This is a genomic window from Flavobacterium aureirubrum, from assembly GCF_038739835.1.
Classification (GTDB): Bacteria; Bacteroidota; Bacteroidia; order Flavobacteriales; family Flavobacteriaceae; genus Flavobacterium; species Flavobacterium aureirubrum.
Window position 1 is genome coordinate 187,428 of record NZ_JBCGDO010000001.1, and the last position, 24,881, is coordinate 212,308.

Consider the following 24,881-nt stretch of genomic DNA (forward strand, 5'->3'; position numbering starts at 1 on the left):
GATTAGCGCCGACAATCAAAATACGCTCAGAAAATGAAACCCATAACACTCCGAGGAAAATTATACTTAATTCCGACAACTTTGGGTGAAATGAATCCTCATGATGTTTTGCCACAAACCGTAAAAAGAGCTATCGATTTTATAGACGACTATATTGTTGAAAACGAAAAGACTGCTCGAAAATTTATAAAATCTATTCATCCTGAAAAAGTTCAAGACAGTTTACGAATTTTGTTGCTAAACAAACGAACAGATAGTGCTGATTTCAAGTCCATGATTGCTCCGTGTTTAAATGGATTAAATATTGGGTTAATGAGCGAAGCAGGATGTCCTGGCGTTGCTGATCCTGGTGCCGTTATTGTAAAGATAGCCCACGAAAATGGAATACAAGTTATTCCATTAGTTGGTCCTTCTTCTATTCTTCTGGCGATGATGGGTTCTGGAATGAACGGACAGAGCTTTGCTTTTAATGGCTATTTACCAATAGACAAAGGAGATAAAAAAACGGCTTTAAAAAACTTTGAAAACCTATCAAATAGTAAAAATCAATCACAGATTTTTATTGAAACACCTTATCGAAATAATAAATTATTAGAGGATTTGTTGTCTATATTGCAACCCAACACGCATCTTTGTATTGCAACCGATATCACACTGCCAACTGAGTATATCAAAACATTACGCGTATCAGAGTGGAAAAAAATAAAGGTCGACTTACATAATCGACCTACTATTTTTATTATTCACAAAATGTAATTATTTTATTTTAGCATTTTTAATTGCTTCAATTCCTTGGGTTTCAAAACCTCCAAAATCTTGAAGGTACGTCTTAACCGAAGTTCCATATGCATCTTTCTTGGCTCTTTCCCCATCAGAATTTAAAAATTTTTTAACCGAACCAACACCACCAAGATGCGCCGCAGCCAAAATTCCTGACTCGGTAATTTTAACACCATCTACTACTTTTCCTTCAAAATACTGAATGTAATTTCGCAATTCGTATTTGTTTTTGGAAAGTAATACAACAAATGCTTTTTCTTGGAGTCTTGGATTATTTAGAAACCCAACACTGTCGTGAATTCCAATCGATTTTAAAGTTTCAATACCAAATTGGTATTTACCTAAATAACCGAGCGTATTAATTCTTTTATATTTTCCTTGTGACTCTTTGTGAGCAATAGCTTCTTTGTAGCCAATAAAGTATTTTCCTGTAAATGGAACTCTTAAGGTTACATAATCGATGATATTTTGAGAAGGAAAAACATATAATAGTTCTTCGTTTTCATCAACACGAAAATAGTGGTTGATTTGGGAGTTATAAGATTTAAAACCAGAGCTTAAAAAAGCTACAATTAGTAGGATGGATGTGTAAAAAATTCCTTTTTTTATCATTAAAATTTATTTCTCAAGCGCTGTCACCGACATGATATTTCCGGTTGCAAATATACAAATAAAATTATAAAATTGAATATCAAGCAGTTGAACTACTTTAAAAATAGATAAAATGAAACTTCGTGCCTCCGTTACTCCTTATTTCAAACGTTGGAGCAGGGATTTTAATAAAATTAAAAACTGTTAAAATAGTCTTAACAAAATGAGATTTTGTTTTAATTTTTGTCAAATCTAGGTCCAAACTAAGATAAAATTGACGGTATCTTTCGCGCTCTGGGAGAAAAACAGTGTTCACAAATTCATTCCTTCCCGTAATCATTCCTTCAGCACCATAACCAAAAGCAATATTAAACCATTTTGGGATTTTGGATGTCTTGGCAAAACTGTGAATATTTGCCGATAACCAATACGTTTGTCCGTTGTAATCTTTCAAAATTTGTTCTGAAATGGAACTTCCCAAAACCTGTGGTCGAGCTGATGCATAAGGTGTGGTATGAAAAGAGAATTTTGGAACTATACGTTGCTCTTTCCAAAGTAAATCTTGTGAAACGTATAAGGCAGTACCGGCAACATTGGCTGCAACATCACCAGCAGATGCGCCCCAATTATCTGAATAGCCATCAAAAACTTCAACCGCGGTTAAAAAAGCTAGTCCCAAAGTAGAACCATAAATTAATTGACTTTTTCTACTAGCACCAGACCATTTTAATATACTAGCACCATAACTTCCCAATTGATAAGAAGAAAACACATGACCCATTTTATCCATTTGCAACCATTCTGCATTATCGTTAACAAAATGAAAATCAGATCGAGGATAATCAGCATACCACAGTTGATTTAAACCAATCAAAGTTGCCGAACCTAATGCAACTTCTCCTACTACAATCGCCTGCAATCGTTTTGTATTTAAAGTATCGGATGGTTTAAAAAAACTTTCAAAAGAACTTTGCGACTGTAAGCAACTCGAATAGCATAAAAACAAAATGAAATAAAATGTCGTTTTCAAGCGTTATCTTTTTGTACCTTGTGCATTCAACCAGTCTGCATATTTCTTCGCATTTTTATTGTGTTGTTCGATAGTGGAGGCAAATTCGTGGTATCCAAATCGCTCAACGCTAGCACAAAAATAAATATATTGATGCTTTTCTGGTGACAAAACAGCATCAATGGCGTCTATATCAGGCATAGCAATTGGTCCTGGTGGTAATCCAATATTTTGATATGTGTTGTATGGCGATTGTACAAATAAATCATTGTACAAAACGCGCTTGATAATTTGGTCAAAATTATTATCTCGCAATTTTAAGGCATAAATCACTGTTGGATCTGCTTGTAATGGCATTCCTAATTGCAAACGGTTTAAATAAACTCCTGCAACAATTGGTCGCTCACTTTTTTTTACCGTTTCTTTGTGAACAATGGCAGCAAGTGTTATGACCTGCACAGGTGTTAAATTCAATGCTGCAGATTTTAAAAGACGCTCTTTAGTCCAAAAACGTTTGTACTCTTCTAACATTTTATTTCTAAATTTTTCCGCAGAAATATTCCAATACACTTCATAAGTATTTGGCAAAAACATGGCAAAAACGTTGTCACTGGTAAAGTCATTTTGATGTAAAAAAGCAGAGTCGCGAAATGTCGCCAATAATGATGATGTATCTGGCTCAATTTGTGCACTTAACCTTTCGCAAAAATCCTCAAGCCTTTCTTGATTGTTAAAAGCGAGTTTTACAGGAACATTACTGCGCATTGCGGCAACTAATTGAAAAGCACTCATTCCTTTTTTTAATAAAAATCTTCCTGGTTTAACATTTTCGGGATAGGAACGAAGTTTGGCAACCAATAAAAAATTATTCATGTTGGTAACAAGCGGACTAATAATTTTTTCAACATCTTCATAAGAAGTTCCTGTCGGAATTTGAACATAAACTTCTTCTTTTTCAAAACTTGTATTAGATGTAAAAAATTTTAAAAAGATAATTAAAAAGACAGCAATAAAAATTATGCCTAATGCTTTAAAAACAGTTATTTTATTAATCCTCAATGTGATAAATATTAAGAGGTTATTTATTTATTAATTGAACCAATACTTCATCATGAAAAGCATTGTGTGTATAATTCCAATCTTTTTTAACGCCTATTTTTTCAAATCCAAATGTAGTAAAAAGTGCTATACTTGGTAGATTTTTTGTGCCAATATTTGCAAACAATTGATGCAACTGCAAATGTTGAAAACTATAATTTATCAGTAATGTCAATGCTTCTTTCCCAAAACCAGAATTTCTGTTGGCTTCATTTTGAATGATTATACCAATACCTGCCCGACGATTTTTGGCATCAAAATCAAATAAATCAATTAATCCAATAGCTTCAAATGTGTTGTTTTTGCAAATAGCCAACCGCAATTGTTTGGTTTCATAAATATCTTGGTGGGCATTTTCAAGATATTGACGAATGAGAAATTTGCTATAAGGAGTTTGAGTAGTACTCACTTCCCAAATGTTTTCATCATTTTCTATAGCATAAATAAACTCTAAATCATCAGGTTCGAGAGCACGGAGAAAGATGTTATTTCCTTGTAATGTGATCATAAATAATTAAGAATATTGAGAAACGATTTTAGATTTCAGAATATAAGGGCTAATTCTATTCTTGTTGAACTTTTTTTTCTCAGTAAAACTACAAAAAAGAATTAATGTAATTAATCAACGAAATTATCACTAGAAAAAATTGTTTAATACAAAAATCCATTACAGACAAGCATTTACAAATGAGGAATATTATAGGGCTATTAAAGAAAAAAAAATGAAAATTATTAAAAGTTAAAATTTTCTTACTAAAAGTTAAAATGTTTTCATTAAAAAAGATTACTGCAATGATTAAATATGATTAACGTTGTAAAGCAGAATTAGTCGACATTTTTTGTGCATTTAATAATCAATTAACACTTTAAAACTTTAAAATTATGAAAAAAATCATTTTATTTGCTATGTTATTTATGGCTTCAATTAGTTTTGCGAATACTATTTCAGAGGAAAGAGTAAATCACATAACTACAACCACAGAAACTAAAGAAGTTTCAAACGATTCAAATTCAATAAAAACAATGGTTATTGAAAGTGCGGAGAATTATGAGTATTGTATAACTCATATACGTAAGATATTAGTTAGCAGCGAACCAGTGTTTGGGGGAACGATAGAAACATACGTGTATTTAACTTGGACTACCTGTTACGAAATTGGCACTACTAAGTAAATAATTATAGTAAAACTATGTCAACCCTTTAAACGTAGGGTTGACATAACTATTTAAACATTAACAGATAATGAAAAGATTCATATTTACTGCCGTTATATTTGTTGTAGGCAATTTTTTGTACTCTCAAAGTATTTATGTAGAATATCTTGAAACAAAAAAAATTAGTGAAGATTCTAAAATATTATTACCAAAAGGGATGTTTGCTGTTTCATCAAAGTCTTTTTTATATTTATTGGAATATAAAAATGGTGAGTCGCTTTATAAAAATCATCCGAAATCTTTAAATATAAAACCATACGACACTACTTATGTTGAAAATGGAATAGAAGTAAGTGAAAGATTATTTTACAATCAAGTTGAAAAAATAGTCTATAAAAATTATGCTGCTAACGAATTACGCTTTACACAACCAAAAGGAATAGATGAAATCGCTTATGTAAAAGACAAGTTGATTGATTGGAATTGGAAGATAGAAGAAGAAACAAAGATGATTAATAAATTTTTATGTAAAAAAGCAACAGCTTATGTAAGGGGATTGCATTTTACGGTTTGGTTTACCGAAGATATTCCTATAGATTGTGGACCTGAATATGTTAATGGGCTACCTGGTTTAATTATTTATGCAGAAAATGATTTTAGAAGGTTTGAAATGAATAAAATTATTTTTAATGCGGATGTAAAAATTGAAAAACCTAATTTTGATAATCAAAGAATTTACACTATGGATGAATTATATAAAACACCTTCTAGTAGCACTAAAAATCAAAATTCAGAAACTGAAGTAGTTCAGGAAGGAAATACAACCATAACAAAGAAAAAAATAATTATTAGAAATTAATTTTCATTTTTAAAATGAAAAAATTCATACTTACTGCTTTTATATTTTTTATATGCAACTTTTTGTACTCTCAAAGCGTTTACGTAGAATACCTTGAATCAAAAAAAATGAGTGAAAATTCAAGAAAAATGATGCCAAAAGGAATGTTTGCTATGTTCTCAAAGTCATATTTATATGTTTTGGAATTTAAAAATGGAGAATCAATTTACAAAAATCATCCAAAATCTTTAAACATAAAACCCCACGATACTACTTATATTGATGATGGAATAGAAAAAAAAGAAAATATATTTAATAATCAAGTTGAAAAAGTAATGTACAAAAATTATGCGACTAATGAATTGCTTTACACAAGTCCAAGAGGTAAAGATGAAGTTGCCTATGTAAAAGAAAAATTGATAGATTGGAATTGGACAATAACAAACGAAACAAAAACAATTAATCAATTTTTATGTAAAAAAGCAACTGCAACAGCAAGAGGAATTAATTTTACGGTATGGTTTACTGAGGACATTCCAATAGATGCTGGTCCTAAATTTTTAAATGGATTACCCGGTTTAATTATATATGGAGAAAATGGAAATACTATTTGGGAAATGAAAAGAATAATAAATAATGCAGATGTTAAAATAGAAAAACTCAATTTTGACAATCAAAAAACCTATACAACTGATGAATTAGAAAGAGAAATAATGGGTGGAAGAAAAAACAGTAATACAGAACCGATAATTACAACAAAAGGAAACACAACAACAACCAAAACAACGAAAGTAATAACAAATTGAAAGAAATAGAAAATAGAAGATTTTATTTGACCTGTATTTTTATAATTATAGGTCATTTTTTTTATGGGCAAAATGTAATTAATGGGACAATAATTGATAAAAATGATTTGCCAATAGCATTTGCAACAGTACAAATTTTAGATTCTAACAATAAAACAATTGAATATACAACATCTTCTGATAAAGGTGTTTTTGGCTTCAAAAAAGCACATCAAAATATAAAAAATATTAAAATAGCACACATCAGTTTTGAAACAAAATTTATTGAAATAGAATTAAACACTTTCATTTACAAAATTATATTAGTAGAAAAACAAAATATTTTAAAAGAAGTTGTAATTACGAATGAATTAGACGACTTAAAAGAAATAAATGATACGATAAAATACAACTTAAAAAAACTTTTAAATGGTTCAGAAATCAATTTAAAAGACATAGCAAAAAAGTTGCCTGGAATTACAGTAGATTCTAAAAATAAAATTTATTACAATGGAAAATTAATTAATGATATATTAATTGATGGTGATAAATTATTTGGTAAAAATCATCAGATACCATTAGAAAACATTAAATCTGAAATAGTAAAAGATATAGAAGTATTGAAAAACTTTCAAGACTTATCCTCTTTGAAAAACTTTGAAAATTCTAATCAAACTGCTTTAAATATTAAAATAAAAGATGAGTATAAAGGAGTTTTTAATCACGACCTAGAATTAGAAAATGGAATTTATGAGCGTTATAGATTGCATTCAAGCTCTTATAACTTTGGAAAGTCGAAAACACATATACTATCTGATGCAAATAATACTAATAAAACAATAATTCCTCTTGATGAGTATTTTCAATTACAAGATAAAATACAAAACAACATTAGCGCACAAGAGTCTAACACAAAAGTCTATGACAATTTGCCAACTTTTCTTTTTGCTGACGATAAAGTTATTTTCAAAAAAATACTAAACACAACTATTAACGGCAATATAAATGTTGGAAAAAATAAAAAAATTAATATTTTTTCAACCATTAATAATAATAATCAATTAGAAAATACCGAAATAACACAAAAAAAAATAGAGGATTTTAGTTTAATAAATAACAGAATTGTAAAAGATAAAAGCAATAGTTTGATAAATATAAATCTTGTCAATCTTGAAAATAAAATAAATGAAACTGCCTATTTAACGAGTTCATTATTTACATATTTTACAAAAAACAATACCAATGCTTTAATTTCTAATAATTCTACAAATGAATCAAGCACTATTAATCAAGAAAGAAAAAATGAAAATTTAAAATATGGTGGTAACCTTTATTATAAAAAATCTTTTGAAAAGAGTTTGTTAGAATTTAAGTTTTTAACTTATTTTGAAAAAAACGAGGACAACTTAGGGTTACTCACAAGCGAATCATTTTATGATTTAAATTTCAACAATGCTAGTGTACTACAAAAAAATGAATTTTTTAAGTACTATATAAACACCAATTTAAATTACACAAAAAATACAAAAAAAGGAAATTTTAATATTTATTATAATTTTAATTATGAATATTCAAATAACAATAACATTATTGACGATTCGAATCCTAATTACTTCTTTAAAAATAAGTTATCGTATAAGAACAATCATTTAGGAATTAATTATATAAATAATAAATTTTTGAAATCTACCATAAAATTTGGTTTGGAAACATTTCTTACTTTTCAAAGTTTCAATAATGACATCTATAATTTTAATGAAATATTACCTAATTTTTCAATATCAAAAAAAATAACTCCTAAACTATCTATAGGAATTGGATATAACAAAAATATTGAAATGCCACTATTAAGAAATATGAATAGAGGTTCTCTGATTGAAGATTATAGCTCCATATCGCTTTCAAACTTCATAAATCCTTTTTTAATTATAAAAAATAATTACAATTTTAATACATCTTACATGAATCCCATCAAAGGAATTTATTTTCACGGGAGTTTTGATTATTCTATTCAAAAAAGCAACATTGGTTTTGATATTTTTAATGAATTTAATTATAGTGTTAGAAAAAATATCATTGTTGAAGGGTTGAAAAATGTAAACTCTTTTATGTTTTTTGAAAAAAAATTTAAAAAAATCCCTTTAGACCTCAAACTTAATACATTTCATAATATTAGTAATCAGAAAGTTATGCTCAACAGCATTTCAAACGACATTAAAACTTCAACAACTAATATAAATGTTAGTATAAATAGTACTTTCAAAAAAAGTATCAATTTTGATATTGGCCTTGAAACAAATCTAAGAAACGTGCGTTCAAATTCAGGTGAGTCAGACATCAATCGATTTTCGCCTAATTTAAATTTGAATTTCAAAATTCACAAAGATTTGATTTTTGTCCCTTATTTAAAGTATCATCTATATAAGTCTACTATTCAAGAGGATAACAAAATTATTGATTTAGGTTTTAGAACAACTTTGAAAACAAACAAATTAAATTTTTTCATAAATGCAGAAAATTTAATTAATCTAAATAACAATTTTATAAGATCAAATGTTTCATCAAACAATTTTTTAATAAATGAAACAAACTTTTTCTCATTAGCAGGCTTTATAAATATAGGATTAAATTTTAAGATTTAATTTTAAGTAATTCTATAATAACATCTTTTTCTTTTAATCGCTGTTCATAAAGTTCAATAATTTTTAGATTTTGTTCTTTATTTTCTTGGTAAAAATTTTCTATTCTCTTGAGCGAACCTATGGCTGTTTCGTTATTTGTTTGATGTATTTCATTTTTAACTTCAATATCTAAAATTTGTGAAATACTAACATTTAGGATTTCCGAAATAGTATATAATCGGTCAATAGTGAGTTTTGTTTCTCCTTTTTCTATTTTAGAGTAAGATACAGAAGAAATATCTAATTTTATTCCCATGTATTCAAGTGAATACCCTATTTTTTCTCTAAATTCTTTGATATTTTTTAAATAGTTAGCCATAGTTATGAAATTTAAATTTTCATGAAATACAAACATAATACTTTTTATCAACAATCAATTTCTCCTTCAAAAACAAAAGTTGCTGGACCTTTTAAAAAAACGTTAGTATAACTATTCCCTTCTTTTACAAATGAAACTTCTAGTTTTCCTCCTTCAACATCTATATAAATATGATGTTCTTTTGTTTTCCCGAGAACATTCATCGCAATTGCTGCTGCTGTAGCACCTGTTCCACATGATAATGTTTCATCTTCCACACCACGTTCGTAAGTTCGCAAAGCAAAATGATTTTCTGAAATTTGTTGTACAAAATTGACGTTACTTCCTTCCTTATTATACAAATCAGAATAGCGAATTGCAGCGCCACTAGTTTTCACATCATAATTTTCTAAATTATCAACCATCAAAACATGATGTGGCGAACCGGTATTCAAGAAAACATAATCATCAGCTATTTTTACGTTGGAAACATTTTTCATCTGTAATGAAACAAGACCATTGTCAAGAATTGTAGCATGATGCAAACCGTCAACTGCTAAAAAAGTGGTGACTTCCTCTATTAAACCCACACTTTTTGCATAGGCAACCAAACATCTACCGCCATTACCACACATCGAACTCTCATTTCCATCGGAATTATAATATACCATTTTGAAATCAGTTTCAACATCATTTTCTAACAAAATCAAACCATCTGCGCCTATTCCGAAACGACGATCGCAAAGTTTTTCTATCAGTTTAAAATTGTTTTTTGGAAAACTATTTTGACGATTATCTATCATTACAAAATCGTTTCCTGTTCCTTGATATTTGGCAAAAGTCATGTTCATAGCTATTTGTACAGTCACAAATATAGCAAATATTAAGATTAACTTAAAAATTGTTAAACGAGCGTTAAAAGGCATTTACTCACAATGATAATGTTTTTAATTTTACTTTCAAATAAAAAATTTTAATAGTTATGAAACGACTTTTTAGTTTATTTATGATTTCTTTATTAAGTGGAGCGACTACTCTAGGCGCATACAAATTATTTTTTGAAGGAAATAGTGGTCACAATTCAATCGTTACATCTGCCCCAACTAATTACAACAGAACTATAGGAAACTATGGCGAAGCAATTGATTTTTCAGTTGCAGCCGAAAATGCTATTCATACAGTAGTTCATGTTAAAAATGTTTCCGTGAGAACAATTTACAATCCTATAATGGAATATTTTTATGGCTCACGTGGTACGCAGCAACAAGAACAAATTGGTACGGGTTCGGGTGTCATTATTTCAGAAGATGGATATATTGTAACTAATAATCATGTTATAAAAGATGCTACAGAACTAGAGGTAACTCTAAATAATAATAAGTCCTATAAAGCAAAACTTATAGGAACGGATTCCAAAATGGATATTGCTTTGCTAAAAATTGATGCTGACGAAAAACTACCTTATTCCACTTTTGCCGATTCGGATGCGGTGAAAGTTGGCGAATGGGTTTTGGCCGTTGGAAATCCTTATAATTTAAATTCGACAGTTACCGCTGGCATTGTTTCGGCAAAAGCTAGAAATCTTGATACTCGTGGAATTCAATCTTTTATTCAAACCGATGCTGCTGTAAATCCAGGCAATAGTGGTGGTGCTTTAGTAAATACCAGAGGAGAATTAATTGGTATTAACACTATGATTTCATCACCAACTGGAAGTTATGCTGGCTATTCATTTGCGGTTCCATCTAATATTACCCGAAAAATTATTGAAGATTTAATGGAGTTTGGCAATGTTCAACGAGGAATTTTGGGTGTTGAAGGTAGAGAATTGAATAGTAATTTTTCACAAGAAATTGGAATTAATGATACCGAAGGATTTTATGTTGATAACGTGACTAAAAACTCGGGAGCAGAAAAAGCTGGCTTGCAAAAAGGCGATATTATCAAAAAATTGGACAATCAAAAAGTAAATTCTTTTGCTGAACTATCAGGTTACATTAATTCAAAACGACCAAATGACAAAGTGCAAGTTACCTTTGTCCGCGATGGAAAAATAAAAGTAGTTCCAGTTACTTTAGTAAAAAAAGAATTATTCAATACTGAATTCAAAGGTTTGGAATTAGAAGATATTGAAGCAGCCGACAAAAAGAAATATCGAATTGATTATGGGGTTAAAATTAAAGATGTAACTAGCGATGCTTTGAAACCATATCAAGATCAACTTAAAGGAAACATTATTCTAAAAGTGGACAATCAAAAAGCTACCGACGTAGAAACAGTTTCCGCTTTCTTAAACAGAAAAGGCGAAGATCAAAGTGTTAACATTCAAATGATTAACCGATTGGGCCAAATGATGCAAATTATTATTCAATAAAAATTAGTATGAAAGGTTGAAAAACCAATCCATTTGTGGGTTGGTTTTTTTTGTTTACAAATTTTAACGAAATCGTTTTCGTTAGTAACTTGATTATACTATTTTTGCGCCAAAATATAATTCAGACAACTAAAACTATTTCATTTTTATGGGCAACAACACTTTATACGAAAAGGAATTATCATTTCAAGCCGACAGAAGAAAAGCTGCTGTGGAATTTATCAAAATCATTAGTGATTTATGGTACGACAAATCTATCGAGTTACTGTTTTTCAGAAATCAATTGATTGACAGAAATGTAAGTGACATTATGAACCTTCACGAATATGCCGGTGAATTCGTTCAAAAACCAATTAATGTTTTTGATACAGTGGAAATTGCACGAGCTATTGAAAATTTAGATTTGCCGCCATCACGAATTGACATTGGAAAATTAACTTATGAATACCATTTAGAAGATAATAAATATCATGATTGCAGAGCGTTTGTAATTGACAAACTTAAAAATGCAAAAAACACGAAAAACATCAAGCCAAAAGATGTAGTTTTATATGGTTTTGGTCGTATTGGCCGATTGTTGGCACGTGAAATGATGAGTAAAATAGGGAAAGGACAGCAATTACGTCTACGTGCTATTGTTACTCGTGATAAAAATGATGCTGTTTCTTTAGAAAAAAGAGCTTCGTTATTAAGACATGACTCAATTCATGGCGATTTCCAAGGAACCGTTGTGGCTGACACTCAAAATAATGCATTAATAATCAACGGAACCACTGTTCATATTATTACAGCAAATGCTCCAGAAGAAATTGATTATATAAAATATGGCATTGCAAATTGTTTGCTAATAGACAATACAGGTGCTTTTACCACCGAAGAAGCATTGAAGCGTCATTTAGTTTCAAAAGGTGTTGACAAAGTACTATTGACAGCGCCAGGGAGTGGAGTTCCTAATATTGTTTATGGTGTAAATCATAACGAATACAACCCTGATGAGGTGCCTATTTTTTCTGCAGCATCTTGTACAACTAACGCCATCACACCTATTTTAAAAGCTATTGAAGATACGCTCGGAGTTGTAAAAGGGCACTTAGAAACAATTCATGCTTATACTAACGACCAAAATTTAGTAGACAACATGCACAAAAAATACCGCCGAGGTCGCGCTGCCGCTTTGAATATGGTCATCACAGAAACAGGTGCAGGAAGCGCAGTAGCAAAAGCATTGCCAAGTTTAACAGGAAAATTAACATCAAATGCTATCCGAGTTCCGGTTCCAAACGGTTCGCTAGTGGTACTAAATTTAGAGGTAAGTAAGAAAACATCAGTGGAAGATATCAATGCTATTATGAGAAAATTTGCGTTGGAAGGTGAACTAGTAGAGCAAATAAAATATTCACTAAACAACGAATTAGTTTCATCAGATATTGTTGGAACCTCTGCACCAGCTATTTATGATAGTAACGCCACTATTGTTTCAAATGATGGTAACAATATTGTACTTTATGTTTGGTATGATAACGAATATGGATATAGTCATCAAGTAATTCGCTTAGCAAAATATATAGCAAAAGTGAGACGTTTTACCTATTATTAGTGTCTTTTTCGTTGCGAAAAATATCTTTTTTACCAGATGAATAGATTGAAAATCTTTTTAAATTGAGAAAATGAAATGTTAAAAAGTGCCTTTAATGAATAATAATCATTATTTTTCCCACTTGAAAGTAAAGAATTGTAGCAGTTTATGAAAAAAATTATTTTCAGTTTATCGGTGTTATCTTGTTTTGCATTTTCTAATGAAGGTCCAAAAGTGACAACTTATAGTTATGGTCATAATGGAATGGAATATGTTGCACGAAGTAAAAATGGGACTGTGATTATTAGTACATTCAATTCAAAAATTACAATAAGACAAGATATTGCTACAAAACTTTATAAAATGTACATCAATAATGAATTGGAAAATAAAAACAGAGTAACCATTTGCGGTTCTGATGCTGACGTTACTGGTAAATGCATCATTAAAAAAAAGGATAGCTTAACAACTGTTGATTTTTATTATGAAACGGTAGAATGGGTACTCGGGATTAAAAGAAATTTTTAAAAAGAATACAAAAAAAAGCTCAACTTAAGTTGAGCTTTTTCATATAATTTATTTTTTGTATCACGCTTTTCCAGCCGCAATCAAATTCAATGCTGAACCTGCCAAGAACCATCCTATTTGACTTTCGTTATAAGTGTGATTAGCTAATACAACATCTTTAGAGCCATCCTCATGAACAAACTCTAATTTCAACGGCTTTCCAGGTGCAAATTCAGTTAAATCTAAGAAATTAATAGTATCATTTTCTTGGATTTTATCATAATCAGCTTCGTTAGCAAACGTCAAGGCTAACATTCCTTGTTTTTTCAAATTGGTTTCGTGAATACGAGCAAATGATTTTACTAATACTGCTTTCACTCCCAAAAATCTTGGTTCCATAGCAGCATGTTCTCGTGAAGAACCTTCACCATAATTGTGATCGCCCACAACAATTGAGGCAACACCAGCCGCTTTGTACGCTCTTTGAACAGCAGGAACAGCGTCATAATTTCCAGTTAACTGGTTTTTTACTTTATTGGCTTCTTGATTAAAAGCATTCACAGCTCCAATCAACATATTATTTGAAATATTATCTAAGTGACCACGGAAACGCAACCAAGGTCCAGCCATAGAAATATGGTCTGTAGTACATTTACCAAATGCTTTGATTAATAACTTTGCACCAGTAATATTTTTTCCATCCCATGCATCAAACGGCGCTAGCAATTGTAATCTATCAGAAGTTGGTGAAACAGCTACTTGAATATTACTTCCATCTTCTGCTGGCGCTTGAAATCCTGCATCTTCAACGTCAAAACCTCTTTTTGGTAATTCATCACCAAAAGGAGCATTCAATTTTACAGCTTCACCTTTATCGTTTAGCAAAGTATCTGTAAGAGGATTAAAAGTTAAATCCCCAGAAATTGCCAAAGCAGCTACCATTTCAGGCGAAGTTACAAAAGCGTGTGTATTTGGATTTCCATCAGCGCGTTTAGAAAAGTTTCTATTAAACGAATGTACGATTGTATTTTTTTCTTGTTTGTCTGCTCCTGCTCTATCCCATTGACCTATACATGGTCCACAAGCATTAGTAAATACTTTGGTTCCCATTTTCTCAAACGTGGCAATGATACCATCTCTTTCAATGGTGTAACGGATTTGTTCAGAACCTGGATTGATACCAAACTCAGCTTTAGGAGTGATTCCGTGTGCAACAGCTTGCTCAACAATGGATGCAGCACGAGCCATATCTTCATAAGATGAATTGGTACAAGAACCTATTAATCCCCATTCTACTTTTAACGGCCAACCGTTTGCAACTGCTTCCTCCTTCATTTTTGAAACTGGTGTTCCTCTATCTGGAGTAAAAGGTCCGTTGATATGTGGCTCTAATTCAGAAAGATTAATTTCGATTAATTGATCAAAATATTGCTCTGGATTAGCATAAACCTCTGAGTCTGCTGTTAAATAATCCGCTACTTTATCCGCTGCGTCAACAACATCTTGACGACCAGTTGCAGCTAAATACCTGCGCATAGAATCATCATATCCAAAAGTAGAAGTCGTAGCCCCAATTTCTGCACCCATATTACAGATAGTTCCTTTTCCTGTACACGACATATTGATGGCACCTTCGCCAAAATATTCTACAATTGCTCCTGTTCCACCTTTTACGGTAAGAATATCGGCTACTTTTAGAATAACGTCTTTTGGGGCAGTCCAACCACTTAATTTTCCGGTCAACTTTACCCCTATCAACTTTGGAAACTTCAATTCCCATGACATACCGCTCATAACATCTACAGCGTCTGCACCTCCAACACCAATGGCTAACATTCCCAATCCACCTGCATTAACAGTATGAGAATCGGTTCCAATCATCATTCCACCTGGAAAAGCATAATTCTCTAATACAATTTGATGAATAATTCCTGAACCTGGTTTCCAAAATCCGATACCATATTTATTGGACACTGAAGAAAGGAAATCAAAAACTTCTTTAGATTGACTGTTGGCTAATTCTAAATCTTGTTTAGCTCCGTTTTTAGCCAAAATTAAGTGATCACAATGCACAGTTGTTGGCACAGCAACGGTCTTTTTACCTGCATGCATAAACTGCAACAACGCCATTTGTGCTGTTGCATCTTGGCAGGCTACTCTATCAGGGGCAAAATCTACATAATCTTTCCCACGAGTAAATGCTTGTGAAGGAGTTTCTTCCCATAAATGAGAATATAATATTTTTTCAGAAAGTGTTAAAGGTCGGCCCACAATTTCTCTCGCTTTATCTACTCGAGAGGCCATTGTGTCATACACTTTTTTAATCATTTCAATATCAAAAGCCATAATATAAAAAGGTTTATTTGTTTGAAATGCAAATTTACGAAATCGATGTACTTCAAAAAAGTTTTTGCACCAATAAGTTACATTATTTCAATATTTTAAGGAATTACAATTTTTGGCATAATAATTTTATTGAATTACTATTTTAGACGTCAAAAAATAATTAATCTGATTATTTATCGCGCAAATCCATCATTGGTTTTTCATAAAAACGGTACAATAGCGTGCTTAAAACTAGCGTTAATACTATATAAACTAAAGTGAAAAGGTATAATCCCACTCTATTTTGTAGGTCTACAGGAAAACCATATTTCATCACTTGTAGAATCACACTATAATGCAATAAATATATAGAATAAGAGATAATACTAATGTGGGAAATTGGTTTTGTAAGAACAGCTGGTGCTGCTTTCCATTCTGATAAATAAGGTAAAAAACAAGCCACGGCAACGGACAAAATGGGCAGATATAACACATTCCAAAACAAAGGTTGAGAAGCAATTAGCAAACCAAAATATCCCAAACTAAAAAACAGAAACAACAACAAGACTGTGCCTAAAACAAAGAAGATATATTTTGATTTTTGCCAAAATGACGAAAAATTAAGGAAGACCCAACTAAATAATACCCCAACGAAAATACTATCTAAACGATATAAAACAACCGCTTTTAGTGAAGCATTCCATTGGTCCAACGTAGTATTGTTAGTCGTATATTGATAGTAAAGTTTATTAAAAATAAAAAGTAGAATTAATAGTAGAATTGCCCAAAAAAAGAACTTTGACTTATTTTTTGGCTTAATAAAAATACCCAAAAACAGAATAAAAAAAGGCAAAACTACATAGGCAAACTCTTCTACCGATAAACTCCATGACTCTGTAAAAAAGGGTAACATGGTAATTTTAAAATTTTGTAAAAAGAAAAAATAACGCCATAAATGAGGCATTTCATATCCAATAATTCCTGCGATTAAAATATTAATAAGTAAAACAAGATAATAATTAGGAAGTGTCCTAAACCATCTTCTTTTCAAGAAATAGAAGACTGTAGCTAGAGAAAAATCTTCCTTAAGATACAGTTGATATAGAATTTTGCCAATAAGAAAACCACTCAACACAAAGAAAATTTCTACACCAAAGAAACCAAATAACTGTAACAGTTGATGAAAAAGACTGTCGTCTTGAGGGTAAATCCACAAACAATGGCCTGCTAAAACCATTGTAATGGCAATGGCTCTCATTAAATCGAGACCGAAAATTCTCGAATTTCCCTGATTAGCTAGCATATTTAAGTGCTTTTTTGAAAACACTAAAATAGGAAATATCAATTAGAATGAGCTAAAAAACTTTGGGAAGAAATTTGTAGAACATTGCAATAGCGGAACAAAACCCTAAAAAACATAAAAGCAATCCAAAAACAAGAAATTGAAACGCTTCAAAAGAAAGTGTATGAAAATCATTGAACTCAGAAAATACAGCCAAGACCATATATAATGAAAACAAAGAAATTAGTGAAGCCAATGAAAAACCAACATACTTATTTTGAATAAAAACTTGAAGCAATAACATAAGGAAGACGCAAAAAGCTATGGGATTGAAATAATCATTTCCGATAAAAATGTCTAATAACCAATATGCGCTTAATCCAATAAGGATAAATTCAGGTAAAATGAGTAAATATTTTTTCATAATCGTTCTCTTAATGTACAGATAACGAAAAAAAAGGTGAAATTATTATAATAACTTATCAATAATCATTTCTTCTGAAATACCTTCGGCATCAGCTTTATAGTTTTTGATAATTCTGTGACGTAAAATTCCGGTAGCCACTGCTTTGACATCTTCTATATCTGGAGAAAATTTTCCGTTGAACGCAGCATTGGCTTTAGCTGCCAATATTAAATTTTGTGAGGCTCTTGGACCTGCACCCCAATCGATGTAATTTTTGATATAATCGTTAGACAACGGATTGTTAGGTCTTGTTTTACTAACTAAAGTAACAGCATATTCAATAACATTATCAGCCACAGGAATACGGCGAATTAGATGTTGGAAATCGATGATTTCTTGCGCTGTAAACAATGGATTAATAACTGGCTTATCGTCAGAAGTAGTACTTTTTACAACTAGGACTTCTTCATCATAAGTAGGGTAATCCAATTTTATAGCAAACATGAAACGATCCAACTGTGCTTCAGGTAATGGATAAGTTCCTTCTTGCTCAATGGGGTTTTGAGTAGCTAAAACAAAATAGGGTAAATCTAATTTATAATTCTGACCTGCAATAGTTACCGCTCGTTCTTGCATCGCTTCGAGTAATGCAGCTTGTGTTTTAGGTGGCGTTCTATTAATTTCATCCGCCAAAATAATATTTGAAAAAATAGGTCCTTTGATAAATTTGAACTGTCGACTTTCGTCTAAAATTTCACTACCTAAAATATCTGAGGGCATCAAATCGGGCGTAAATTGAATACGTTTAAAATCCAATCCTAACGCTTGCGAAATAGTATTTACCATTAAAGTTTTGGCTAATCCGGGAACACCAATCAATAAGGCATGTCCACCCGAAAATATGCTAAGTAATATTTGGTCAACCACTTGGTCTTGACCCACAATTATCTTTGAAATCTCTTTCTTTAGTTCTAATCTCTTTTTTACTAAATCTTGAACAGCGGCTACATCAGACATTGTATGGAATATTTATATTAGGTATTTATTTTATTTTTTCAACCAATTATTGGTAAACAAACAATCTTGGTATTCTCCATTAATTTTAATATAGGTTTCTTTAATTTTCTCATCACTCCACTTGGCAATGGCTTTGATTTGTTTTTCTTTTAAGGCCAAATCTTTAATTTTAATATAATCCTTTGCATAGTCCGCTAAATGCTCATCTATTCTGTTAGTGACTGTAATAATTTTATATTTTTTCCCTGTTCTCGGGTCATCATCCAAAATAGGTGGTGTGATAGCATTATCTTTCAAATTTGATACTTCGCTATACAAGCTTGGATCCATTTTTGTCAACTCAAAGTGGGTATCCTGCGTTCTAGGATTAATTAATATTCCACCATTAGCTCGGGTTTCTTTTTCGTCAGACATGGTTCTTGCTGCTTCAGAAAATGAAATTTCGCCGCTTTCAATTTTTTTCTTGATAGTTATAATTTTTTCCTTTGCTTCTTTCAAGGCTTTATCAGATACTTTTGGCATCATTAAAATGTGCCTCAACTCTACCTCTTGTCCTTTAATTTTTTCTACCATGATAATGTGATAGCCATACTCTGTTTCGAAAGGTTCTGATATTTCTCCTTCTGCAAGACTAAAAGCAACATCTTTAAATTCCTTTACAAACTGTGTTTTCCTATTGATTTTATAATAACCACCGCTTGCTGCAGAACCTTTATCATCTGAATAAATCACGGCACGAGTCTTAAAACTGGAACCTGCCAAAACCTCCGCCTTAATTTCTTTTAATCGATTAACAACACGTTGCTTTTCTTCTTCGGTTACTTTGGGTGTAATTACGATTTGGGCTACTTCCATTTCAGCTCCAAAAACCGGTAAATCACTAAAAGGAATAGCTTTAAAGAAAGTACGTGTTTCCTCAGGGGTTATTTGAACAGCATCAGTAATTTTTTTCTGCATTTCGATCGTGAGTTTATTCATCTTGATGATTTCAAATAATTCATTTCTGAAATCTTCCTCATTACTTTTTTTGAAATAACTAATCACTTTTTCCATTGAACCCAGTTGCTCCACCATATAATTCAACTGATCATTCATTTTCTCCTTAATCTCTTCATCTCTAATAACGATACTATCTTGAATGGCTTGATGAGCATACAATTTATCTTCTAATAATTTCCCCAACATTTGACATCGTGTAATATCTTTTATGGATTGATTTTGACTTGATAATTCTAAAAAGGCTTTGTCAATATCAGAGTCTAGTATGATATAATCGCCAACAGTAGCAATAACTCCATCCACTTTAATTTTTTTTCCTGTCTTTACAGTATTGGCTTTGGTCTTTACCGAATCTTTGATGATTTCTTGCGCTTGTGTAAAATTTACAAAGCATAAAAGCAGCAGCGTAACCTGTGTAATTTTACTAAGGGTATATTTCATAGTCTTTATTTTTAATGGCATCATCTGTAATTTCTTTTTCAAACTTTTTAATCAATTCTAATTTTCTTTTGTTTACAATTACTTCCCGCAATGTTGGTTTTATGAATTCAAAAGGTGAAATTTGGTTTTTATCAATTACGTTCGTGATTTTAACCAAGTAAATATCATCTTGAACTGTCTTTTCAACCTTCTTCCCTGAACTAATAAATTCGTCTCGATTGTCTGGCGTTATGAAGGGTAACTTTGAATACACTTGGTTCATATCTACCCAAACCGTGTCGTTTAAAGCGTAACTCTTGAACTGAAGTGCATAGGTATCCCAAAACTTCTTGTCTTTTTTATTGTAATCAAAAAATTTACTTTTTATAGTTCCAAAACGGGGATTATTTTTTGCCAGATTAATGTATCTTAGTCTTACTAAAGTTCCGTTTGTTTTGAAATTTTCTTTGTTCTCGTCGTAATACTTTTTTAACTCTTCATTTGTAACCAAAGTATCTACGGTGTTCATAACCAAACCTTCCAAATAGGCTTTTGTGTACAAATCAATTTTGTATTGTTTGATTAGCGCATTGAACTCTCCTTTTTTAGCATCGCTTAAATTTCGTTCAGCTGCGTCAATCAGTAATTTTTGAGTTGCCCATCTGTTTATAAAATCACGAACAATCAGCAGACTGTCTTCTTTAGATGTTCCAGCAGGCACTAGAGTAGCAATATCATTTTGATACAAATAAGATTTCCCTACTCTGGCGATTGATGCCTTTTTTTGTTCTGGTTGAAAATAGGAACAAGAACAAAAAACGAAAACAATTAACAAACAACTTTTCCTCACCATTCTATGGTTTCAACTGCCTTTTCACACGTTCAAAAACATCCATATTGACTTTTACAGTATACTCCTTTTTTAGGTCGTCTACCCATCGTTGCTCTAAATATTGCTGGTAATCATTGGTGATTTTACCCTTGCATTCTTCAAAAGTTTTAACTCCAGCAGGAAGCACTTTCTCCACTTGAGTAATAAAATAGTACTCTCCTTCTTTGAAAATATCTGAAACACCAACCTCAAATTTCATTCCCTTGGGCAATGTATCGCTACCTTCTTCAAACAAACCTGATTTAACCATAATATTAACAACATTATCAACATTGAGTGTTTCTTTGATTTTCGCCAAATCAGTCTTTTTCTTAATTAAAGCAAGTGCTTTTTTCATTACATCCATTTTAGTAGAAGAGAAAATATTGGCCTCTACTCTATTTTTCCATAAATGTTCTGATTTATGTTCGTTATAAAAACTTTGCAACCCAATAGTGTCAGTTTTGGCACGTTCCCAAATTTCTTTTTCCATCAAGTCAAACAATAACAAACCGTCACGGTATTCTTCCATCACATTGGCAAAGTCAGGAAATTCAGTCTCTAAATTATCGTCGTAGAAAGCGGTTAATTGTTCGTCTAAAAATCGCTCATAGAGAGCATCCACTAGCTTTGGAACCGGCTTAATGGCAATCCCTGATTTTTGTTGTTTTTCTATATATTCTAAAAATGTTTTACCCTCAATTTTCTTGGTGCCGTTTATATTCAATAAAGTAGCTGTAAAATCTTTAGTATTAGCAGGTAAAACCCATTTGTTTTCATAAAAATCGTTAGTTACGAGCTTAGCCAACAACCCATATTGTTTTGAATCTCTTTTGTAGCTATATTTTTTTCTCAATTTTTCGTTTAAGGAGGTCACTAACTTTTTAGATCTTTCGTCTTTACCAATTTTAGTCTCCAATTCCACTTTCATTTCAGCCATAGTTTTAACTGGATGCTTTTCTATGAGCTTGACGATATGCCATCCAAACTGCGATTGAATGGGTTTTGAAATTTCGTTTGGAGTATTCAACGAGAAGGCTGCGTTTTCAAATTCTTCTGAACTCAATTGCCCCGAACCAAATTTATTCAAAACACCGCCTTTTGATGATGAAGACTTATCTTCTGAAAATTGCTGTGCTAAATCCTCAAATTTTTCTCCTTGCTGAATTTTTTTATAAATGTCGTTAATCGTGTTTTTTGCTTTCTCTTGGTCGGTGTCCTCTGGTTTTGGATTCAATATCATGATATGCGCCACAGTAATTTCGCCACGATTTTCTCTAACATCATCGACTTTTAAAATATGGTAGCCAAAACGAGTACGGGTAATTTTTGAGATTTGTCCTTTTGGCGTGTTATAGGCGGCATTTTCAAAAGCATAGACCATTCTGAAAGCGGTAAAATACCCCAAATTGCCTTTGTTTTCTTTGGCAGATGGATCTTCAGAATATTGCACCGCCAAATCCCCAAAATTATCTCCCGCTAAAGCTTTTTTTCTGATTTCTTCTATTTTTTTATATGCTTTTAAAGTGTCTTCTGGCGTTGCGTTTTCATCTGCTAGGATTAAAATATGCGAGGCTTTGACTTCCTTTTGTAAACGATTATAGCCTTCAGCAATCAGTGCTTCTGTGATTTTAGTATCGTTAAAATAATTTTTAGCAAGTTGCGAACGATAAGTTTTTAACTCATTTTGATACCTTGTGCTGTTCTCCAACCCTAATTTGTAGGCCTTGTTTACTTTTAGTTTGTAGCCAATAAAAAGTTCAAGATATTGTCCTAAATCTTTTTGTGACTCGTCTTTAACTAGGTCTAAATTCTTTTTATAAACCCTTGAAAATTCATCGGAGTAATAGGGCTTTTCATTGATAGTAAACAATACTTCTTTGGAATTATTTTGAGCACTAGTGGCGCTAGCAACTAAAATAAAAAGCGCGAAAAAAAACTGTTTTACACTCATAGTTTTATAAATTCAATTAAAAATTTAATACTTTATTATTCGTTTTGATATTCAATCAAAAATACTTTGGTTTATTAACTTTACAATCAACAAAAGTAACAATTCAAACACATTATGCAACTATCCAGTCTACTATTAACAAAATTTTATTAACACCACTTTAACGAGATTTCACTAATGAAAAATCAGAAATGGATTTGAATAGTGGATTATTAGGAATTAGTAGTATTTTTGCAAACTATTTAGTAAAAATCATGAGTTTTTTAAAAGAAATACAACGGCGACGTACCTTTGGCATTATCTCGCATCCTGATGCAGGTAAGACCACTTTGACTGAAAAATTATTACTTTTTGGTGGAGCTATTCAAGAAGCTGGCGCTGTTAAAAACAATAAAATTAAAAAAGGCGCTACGTCCGATTTTATGGAAATTGAACGTCAAAGAGGAATCTCCGTTTCTACTTCAGTATTAGCTTTCAACTACCGAGATAAAAAAATAAATATCCTTGATACTCCTGGTCACAAGGATTTTGCGGAAGATACTTTTAGAACATTAACCGCCGTTGATAGCGTTATCGTGGTGATAGACGTAGCTAAAGGTGTTGAAGAACAGACTGAAAAACTAGTTGCCGTTTGTAGAATGCGACATATCCCAATTATTGTTTTTATCAATAAATTGGATCGTGAAGGAAAAGATGCTTTTGACTTGATGGATGAAGTAGAGCAAAAACTGGGATTAAGTGTAACGCCTTTAAGTTTTCCCATTGGAATGGGCTATGATTTTCAAGGAATATATAATATTTGGGAAAAAAACATCAATTTATTTAGTGGCGACAGTCGTAAAAACATTGAAGATACCATTGCTTTTTCTGATATTGAAAGTCCAGAATTGGAAAAAATTATTGGCGAAAAACCCGCGATTAAACTGCGTGATGAGTTAGAATTAATTTCAGAGGTATATCCTCAGTTTGACCGTGAGCAATACCTTGCTGGCAATTTACAACCTGTTTTCTTTGGTTCAGCGCTGAATAATTTTGGTGTGAGAGAATTGTTAGATTGTTTTATCGAAATAGCGCCATCGCCAAAACCAAAAGAATCGGAAACAAGACTAGTAAAACCCGAAGAAGAAAAAATGGCGGGCTTTGTTTTTAAAATCCACGCCAATATGGACCCAAAACACCGAGACCGATTGGCTTTTGTAAAAATAGTTTCGGGCACTTTTGAAAGGAACAAACCCTATATGCATGTTCGATTAAATAAAAACCTAAAATTCTCCAGTCCAAATGCTTTTTTTGCAGAGAAAAAAGAAATCGTAGATATTTCGTATCCCGGCGATATAGTAGGATTACACGATACTGGGAACTTTAAAATTGGTGATACCTTGACTGAAGGCGAAATCATGAGTTTTAAAGGAATTCCAAGTTTTTCTCCAGAACATTTCAGGTATATTAACAATGCCGACCCTTTAAAAGCTAAACAATTAGATAAAGGTGTGGATCAGTTAATGGACGAAGGTGTGGCACAACTATTCACACTAGAAATGAACAACCGAAAAGTAATTGGAACAGTTGGCGCACTGCAATACGAAGTAATTCAGTACCGATTGGAACATGAATATGGAGCCAAGTGTAGTTATGAAATGTTTCCAGTCCACAAGGCTTGTTGGGTAAAACCCAATGACGCTAAAAGTGAGGAATTCAAAGAATTTAAACGTATAAAACAAAAATTCTTGGCACATGACAAGTACGGACAACTAGTATTTTTAGCCGACTCAGAATTCACTATTCAAATGACTCAAAGCAAGTTTCCGAATGTTAAATTGTTTTTCACCTCCGAATTTGATTAATTAAACAGAAAATCAAGCTAAAACTTTTCGTTTCAAAAAAGGATTGTTATATTTACGGCCTGAATATATTG

The 24,881-nt window shown here is 31.6% G+C and carries 22 protein-coding genes; 9 read left to right on the forward strand and 13 right to left on the reverse strand.

Annotated features, from left to right (window positions below; all coding sequences use genetic code 11):
* The first annotated feature begins 33 nt into the window (after positions 1 to 33).
* A complete protein-coding gene (locus tag WFZ85_RS00815; protein ID WP_342694387.1) occupies positions 34 to 756 on the forward strand; it encodes an SAM-dependent methyltransferase in 723 nt (240 codons plus the stop codon).
* Here the strand turns inward: WFZ85_RS00815 and WFZ85_RS00820 are convergent, their stop codons facing one another.
* From WFZ85_RS00820 to WFZ85_RS00835, 4 genes are all read right to left on the reverse strand, one after another.
* On the reverse strand, positions 757 to 1,392 hold the full coding sequence (locus WFZ85_RS00820) for a peptidoglycan-binding protein LysM (RefSeq protein ID WP_342694388.1): 636 nt from the start codon (positions 1,390 to 1,392) through the stop codon (positions 757 to 759).
* A 97-nt stretch (positions 1,393 to 1,489) separates the two neighbouring features.
* Positions 1,490 to 2,401 carry a DUF2279 domain-containing protein gene (locus WFZ85_RS00825; protein ID WP_342694389.1) on the reverse strand — a complete coding sequence of 304 codons (912 nt, stop codon included), beginning with the start codon at positions 2,399 to 2,401 and terminating at the stop codon, positions 1,490 to 1,492.
* A gap of 3 nt (positions 2,402 to 2,404) precedes the next feature.
* Complete coding sequence (gene mltG / locus WFZ85_RS00830; RefSeq protein WP_413789719.1) at positions 2,405 to 3,439, reverse strand: endolytic transglycosylase MltG; 1,035 nt, start codon at positions 3,437 to 3,439, stop codon at positions 2,405 to 2,407.
* 19 nt (positions 3,440 to 3,458) lie between these two features.
* The gene (locus WFZ85_RS00835) at positions 3,459 to 3,986 is read right to left on the reverse strand and encodes a GNAT family N-acetyltransferase (protein ID WP_342694390.1); all 528 of its coding nucleotides are present in this window, start codon (positions 3,984 to 3,986) and stop codon (positions 3,459 to 3,461) included.
* 374 nt (positions 3,987 to 4,360) lie between these two features.
* Here WFZ85_RS00835 and WFZ85_RS00840 point away from each other — a divergent pair, with 374 nt between their 5' ends.
* The 4 genes from WFZ85_RS00840 to WFZ85_RS00855 all read left to right on the forward strand — a co-directional run bounded on the left by WFZ85_RS00840 (position 4,361) and on the right by WFZ85_RS00855 (position 8,898).
* The gene (locus tag WFZ85_RS00840; protein WP_342694391.1) at positions 4,361 to 4,651 is read left to right on the forward strand and encodes a hypothetical protein; all 291 of its coding nucleotides are present in this window, start codon (positions 4,361 to 4,363) and stop codon (positions 4,649 to 4,651) included.
* Between the two features lie 70 nt (positions 4,652 to 4,721).
* Positions 4,722 to 5,492, forward strand: coding sequence for a GLPGLI family protein (locus WFZ85_RS00845; protein WP_342694392.1), 771 nt, complete (start codon positions 4,722 to 4,724; stop codon positions 5,490 to 5,492).
* A gap of 14 nt (positions 5,493 to 5,506) precedes the next feature.
* Positions 5,507 to 6,277 (forward strand): GLPGLI family protein, encoded by a 771-nt coding sequence (locus WFZ85_RS00850; RefSeq protein ID WP_342694393.1) that lies wholly within the window; start codon positions 5,507 to 5,509, stop codon positions 6,275 to 6,277.
* On the forward strand, positions 6,274 to 8,898 hold the full coding sequence (locus WFZ85_RS00855; RefSeq protein WP_342694394.1) for a peptidase associated/transthyretin-like domain-containing protein: 2,625 nt from the start codon (positions 6,274 to 6,276) through the stop codon (positions 8,896 to 8,898). The genes WFZ85_RS00850 and WFZ85_RS00855 overlap by 4 nt, the downstream gene beginning before the upstream one ends.
* On the opposite strand, the gene WFZ85_RS00860 is transcribed toward WFZ85_RS00855, so the two are convergent.
* Complete coding sequence (locus WFZ85_RS00860; RefSeq protein WP_342694395.1) at positions 8,888 to 9,256, reverse strand: helix-turn-helix domain-containing protein; 369 nt, start codon at positions 9,254 to 9,256, stop codon at positions 8,888 to 8,890. The two genes, WFZ85_RS00855 and WFZ85_RS00860, sit on opposite strands and share 11 nt — an antisense overlap.
* A 47-nt stretch (positions 9,257 to 9,303) precedes the next feature.
* Entirely contained in the window at positions 9,304 to 10,086 is a 783-nt protein-coding gene (dapF, locus tag WFZ85_RS00865) for a diaminopimelate epimerase (RefSeq protein ID WP_342694637.1), read from the reverse strand.
* Positions 10,087 to 10,217: 131 nt separating this feature from the next.
* Here dapF and WFZ85_RS00870 point away from each other — a divergent pair, with 131 nt between their 5' ends.
* The 3 genes from WFZ85_RS00870 (at position 10,218) to WFZ85_RS00880 (ending at position 13,713) form a co-directional block, all read left to right on the forward strand.
* Positions 10,218 to 11,609 (forward strand): S1C family serine protease, encoded by a 1,392-nt coding sequence (locus WFZ85_RS00870; RefSeq protein ID WP_342694396.1) that lies wholly within the window; start codon positions 10,218 to 10,220, stop codon positions 11,607 to 11,609.
* Between the two features lie 148 nt (positions 11,610 to 11,757).
* Positions 11,758 to 13,206: a glyceraldehyde-3-phosphate dehydrogenase gene (locus WFZ85_RS00875; protein WP_342694397.1), complete on the forward strand. Its 1,449-nt coding sequence runs from the start codon at positions 11,758 to 11,760 to the stop codon at positions 13,204 to 13,206.
* Positions 13,207 to 13,353: 147 nt separating this feature from the next.
* A complete protein-coding gene (locus tag WFZ85_RS00880; protein WP_342694398.1) occupies positions 13,354 to 13,713 on the forward strand; it encodes a hypothetical protein in 360 nt (119 codons plus the stop codon).
* Positions 13,714 to 13,773: 60 nt separating this feature from the next.
* On the opposite strand, the gene WFZ85_RS00885 is transcribed toward WFZ85_RS00880, so the two are convergent.
* From WFZ85_RS00885 to WFZ85_RS00915, 7 genes are all read right to left on the reverse strand, one after another.
* Positions 13,774 to 16,038 carry an aconitate hydratase gene (locus WFZ85_RS00885; protein WP_342694399.1) on the reverse strand — a complete coding sequence of 755 codons (2,265 nt, stop codon included), beginning with the start codon at positions 16,036 to 16,038 and terminating at the stop codon, positions 13,774 to 13,776.
* A gap of 169 nt (positions 16,039 to 16,207) precedes the next feature.
* Positions 16,208 to 17,320 (reverse strand): acyltransferase family protein, encoded by a 1,113-nt coding sequence (locus WFZ85_RS00890; RefSeq protein WP_342694400.1) that lies wholly within the window; start codon positions 17,318 to 17,320, stop codon positions 16,208 to 16,210.
* A gap of 52 nt (positions 17,321 to 17,372) precedes the next feature.
* The gene (locus tag WFZ85_RS00895; protein WP_342694401.1) at positions 17,373 to 17,723 is read right to left on the reverse strand and encodes a hypothetical protein; all 351 of its coding nucleotides are present in this window, start codon (positions 17,721 to 17,723) and stop codon (positions 17,373 to 17,375) included.
* Between the two features lie 45 nt (positions 17,724 to 17,768).
* Positions 17,769 to 18,722: an AAA family ATPase gene (locus WFZ85_RS00900; protein WP_342694402.1), complete on the reverse strand. Its 954-nt coding sequence runs from the start codon at positions 18,720 to 18,722 to the stop codon at positions 17,769 to 17,771.
* Between the two features lie 30 nt (positions 18,723 to 18,752).
* Positions 18,753 to 20,162 carry a peptidylprolyl isomerase gene (locus tag WFZ85_RS00905; RefSeq protein ID WP_342694403.1) on the reverse strand — a complete coding sequence of 470 codons (1,410 nt, stop codon included), beginning with the start codon at positions 20,160 to 20,162 and terminating at the stop codon, positions 18,753 to 18,755.
* Positions 20,146 to 20,994 (reverse strand): hypothetical protein, encoded by an 849-nt coding sequence (locus WFZ85_RS00910; RefSeq protein ID WP_342694404.1) that lies wholly within the window; start codon positions 20,992 to 20,994, stop codon positions 20,146 to 20,148. Before WFZ85_RS00910 ends, WFZ85_RS00905 begins: the two co-directional genes overlap by 17 nt.
* Before the next feature lies 1 nt (position 20,995).
* Entirely contained in the window at positions 20,996 to 22,966 is a 1,971-nt protein-coding gene (locus tag WFZ85_RS00915; RefSeq protein ID WP_342694405.1) for a peptidylprolyl isomerase, read from the reverse strand.
* A 254-nt stretch (positions 22,967 to 23,220) separates the two neighbouring features.
* Here WFZ85_RS00915 and WFZ85_RS00920 point away from each other — a divergent pair, with 254 nt between their 5' ends.
* The gene (locus tag WFZ85_RS00920) at positions 23,221 to 24,810 is read left to right on the forward strand and encodes a peptide chain release factor 3 (protein WP_342694638.1); all 1,590 of its coding nucleotides are present in this window, start codon (positions 23,221 to 23,223) and stop codon (positions 24,808 to 24,810) included.
* Positions 24,811 to 24,881 lie beyond the last annotated feature (71 nt).

Coding starts and splice junctions, on each gene's coding strand:
- WFZ85_RS00905 (WP_342694403.1), bottom strand. CDS start 20,162: ATGAAATATACCCTTAGTAAAATTACACAGGTTACGCTGCTGCTTTTA.
- WFZ85_RS00890 (WP_342694400.1), bottom strand. CDS start 17,320: ATGCTAGCTAATCAGGGAAATTCGAGAATTTTCGGTCTCGATTTAATG.
- WFZ85_RS00895 (WP_342694401.1), bottom strand. CDS start 17,723: ATGAAAAAATATTTACTCATTTTACCTGAATTTATCCTTATTGGATTA.
- WFZ85_RS00910 (WP_342694404.1), bottom strand. CDS start 20,994: ATGGTGAGGAAAAGTTGTTTGTTAATTGTTTTCGTTTTTTGTTCTTGT.
- WFZ85_RS00920 (WP_342694638.1), top strand. CDS start 23,221: ATGAGTTTTTTAAAAGAAATACAACGGCGACGTACCTTTGGCATTATC.
- WFZ85_RS00840 (WP_342694391.1), top strand. CDS start 4,361: ATGAAAAAAATCATTTTATTTGCTATGTTATTTATGGCTTCAATTAGT.
- WFZ85_RS00860 (WP_342694395.1), bottom strand. CDS start 9,256: ATGGCTAACTATTTAAAAAATATCAAAGAATTTAGAGAAAAAATAGGG.
- WFZ85_RS00885 (WP_342694399.1), bottom strand. CDS start 16,038: ATGGCTTTTGATATTGAAATGATTAAAAAAGTGTATGACACAATGGCC.
- WFZ85_RS00835 (WP_342694390.1), bottom strand. CDS start 3,986: ATGATCACATTACAAGGAAATAACATCTTTCTCCGTGCTCTCGAACCT.
- WFZ85_RS00915 (WP_342694405.1), bottom strand. CDS start 22,966: ATGAGTGTAAAACAGTTTTTTTTCGCGCTTTTTATTTTAGTTGCTAGC.
- WFZ85_RS00820 (WP_342694388.1), bottom strand. CDS start 1,392: ATGATAAAAAAAGGAATTTTTTACACATCCATCCTACTAATTGTAGCT.
- WFZ85_RS00880 (WP_342694398.1), top strand. CDS start 13,354: ATGAAAAAAATTATTTTCAGTTTATCGGTGTTATCTTGTTTTGCATTT.
- WFZ85_RS00845 (WP_342694392.1), top strand. CDS start 4,722: ATGAAAAGATTCATATTTACTGCCGTTATATTTGTTGTAGGCAATTTT.
- WFZ85_RS00850 (WP_342694393.1), top strand. CDS start 5,507: ATGAAAAAATTCATACTTACTGCTTTTATATTTTTTATATGCAACTTT.
- WFZ85_RS00870 (WP_342694396.1), top strand. CDS start 10,218: ATGAAACGACTTTTTAGTTTATTTATGATTTCTTTATTAAGTGGAGCG.
- dapF (WP_342694637.1), bottom strand. CDS start 10,086: ATGAACATGACTTTTGCCAAATATCAAGGAACAGGAAACGATTTTGTA.
- WFZ85_RS00815 (WP_342694387.1), top strand. CDS start 34: ATGAAACCCATAACACTCCGAGGAAAATTATACTTAATTCCGACAACT.
- WFZ85_RS00900 (WP_342694402.1), bottom strand. CDS start 18,722: ATGTCTGATGTAGCCGCTGTTCAAGATTTAGTAAAAAAGAGATTAGAA.
- WFZ85_RS00875 (WP_342694397.1), top strand. CDS start 11,758: ATGGGCAACAACACTTTATACGAAAAGGAATTATCATTTCAAGCCGAC.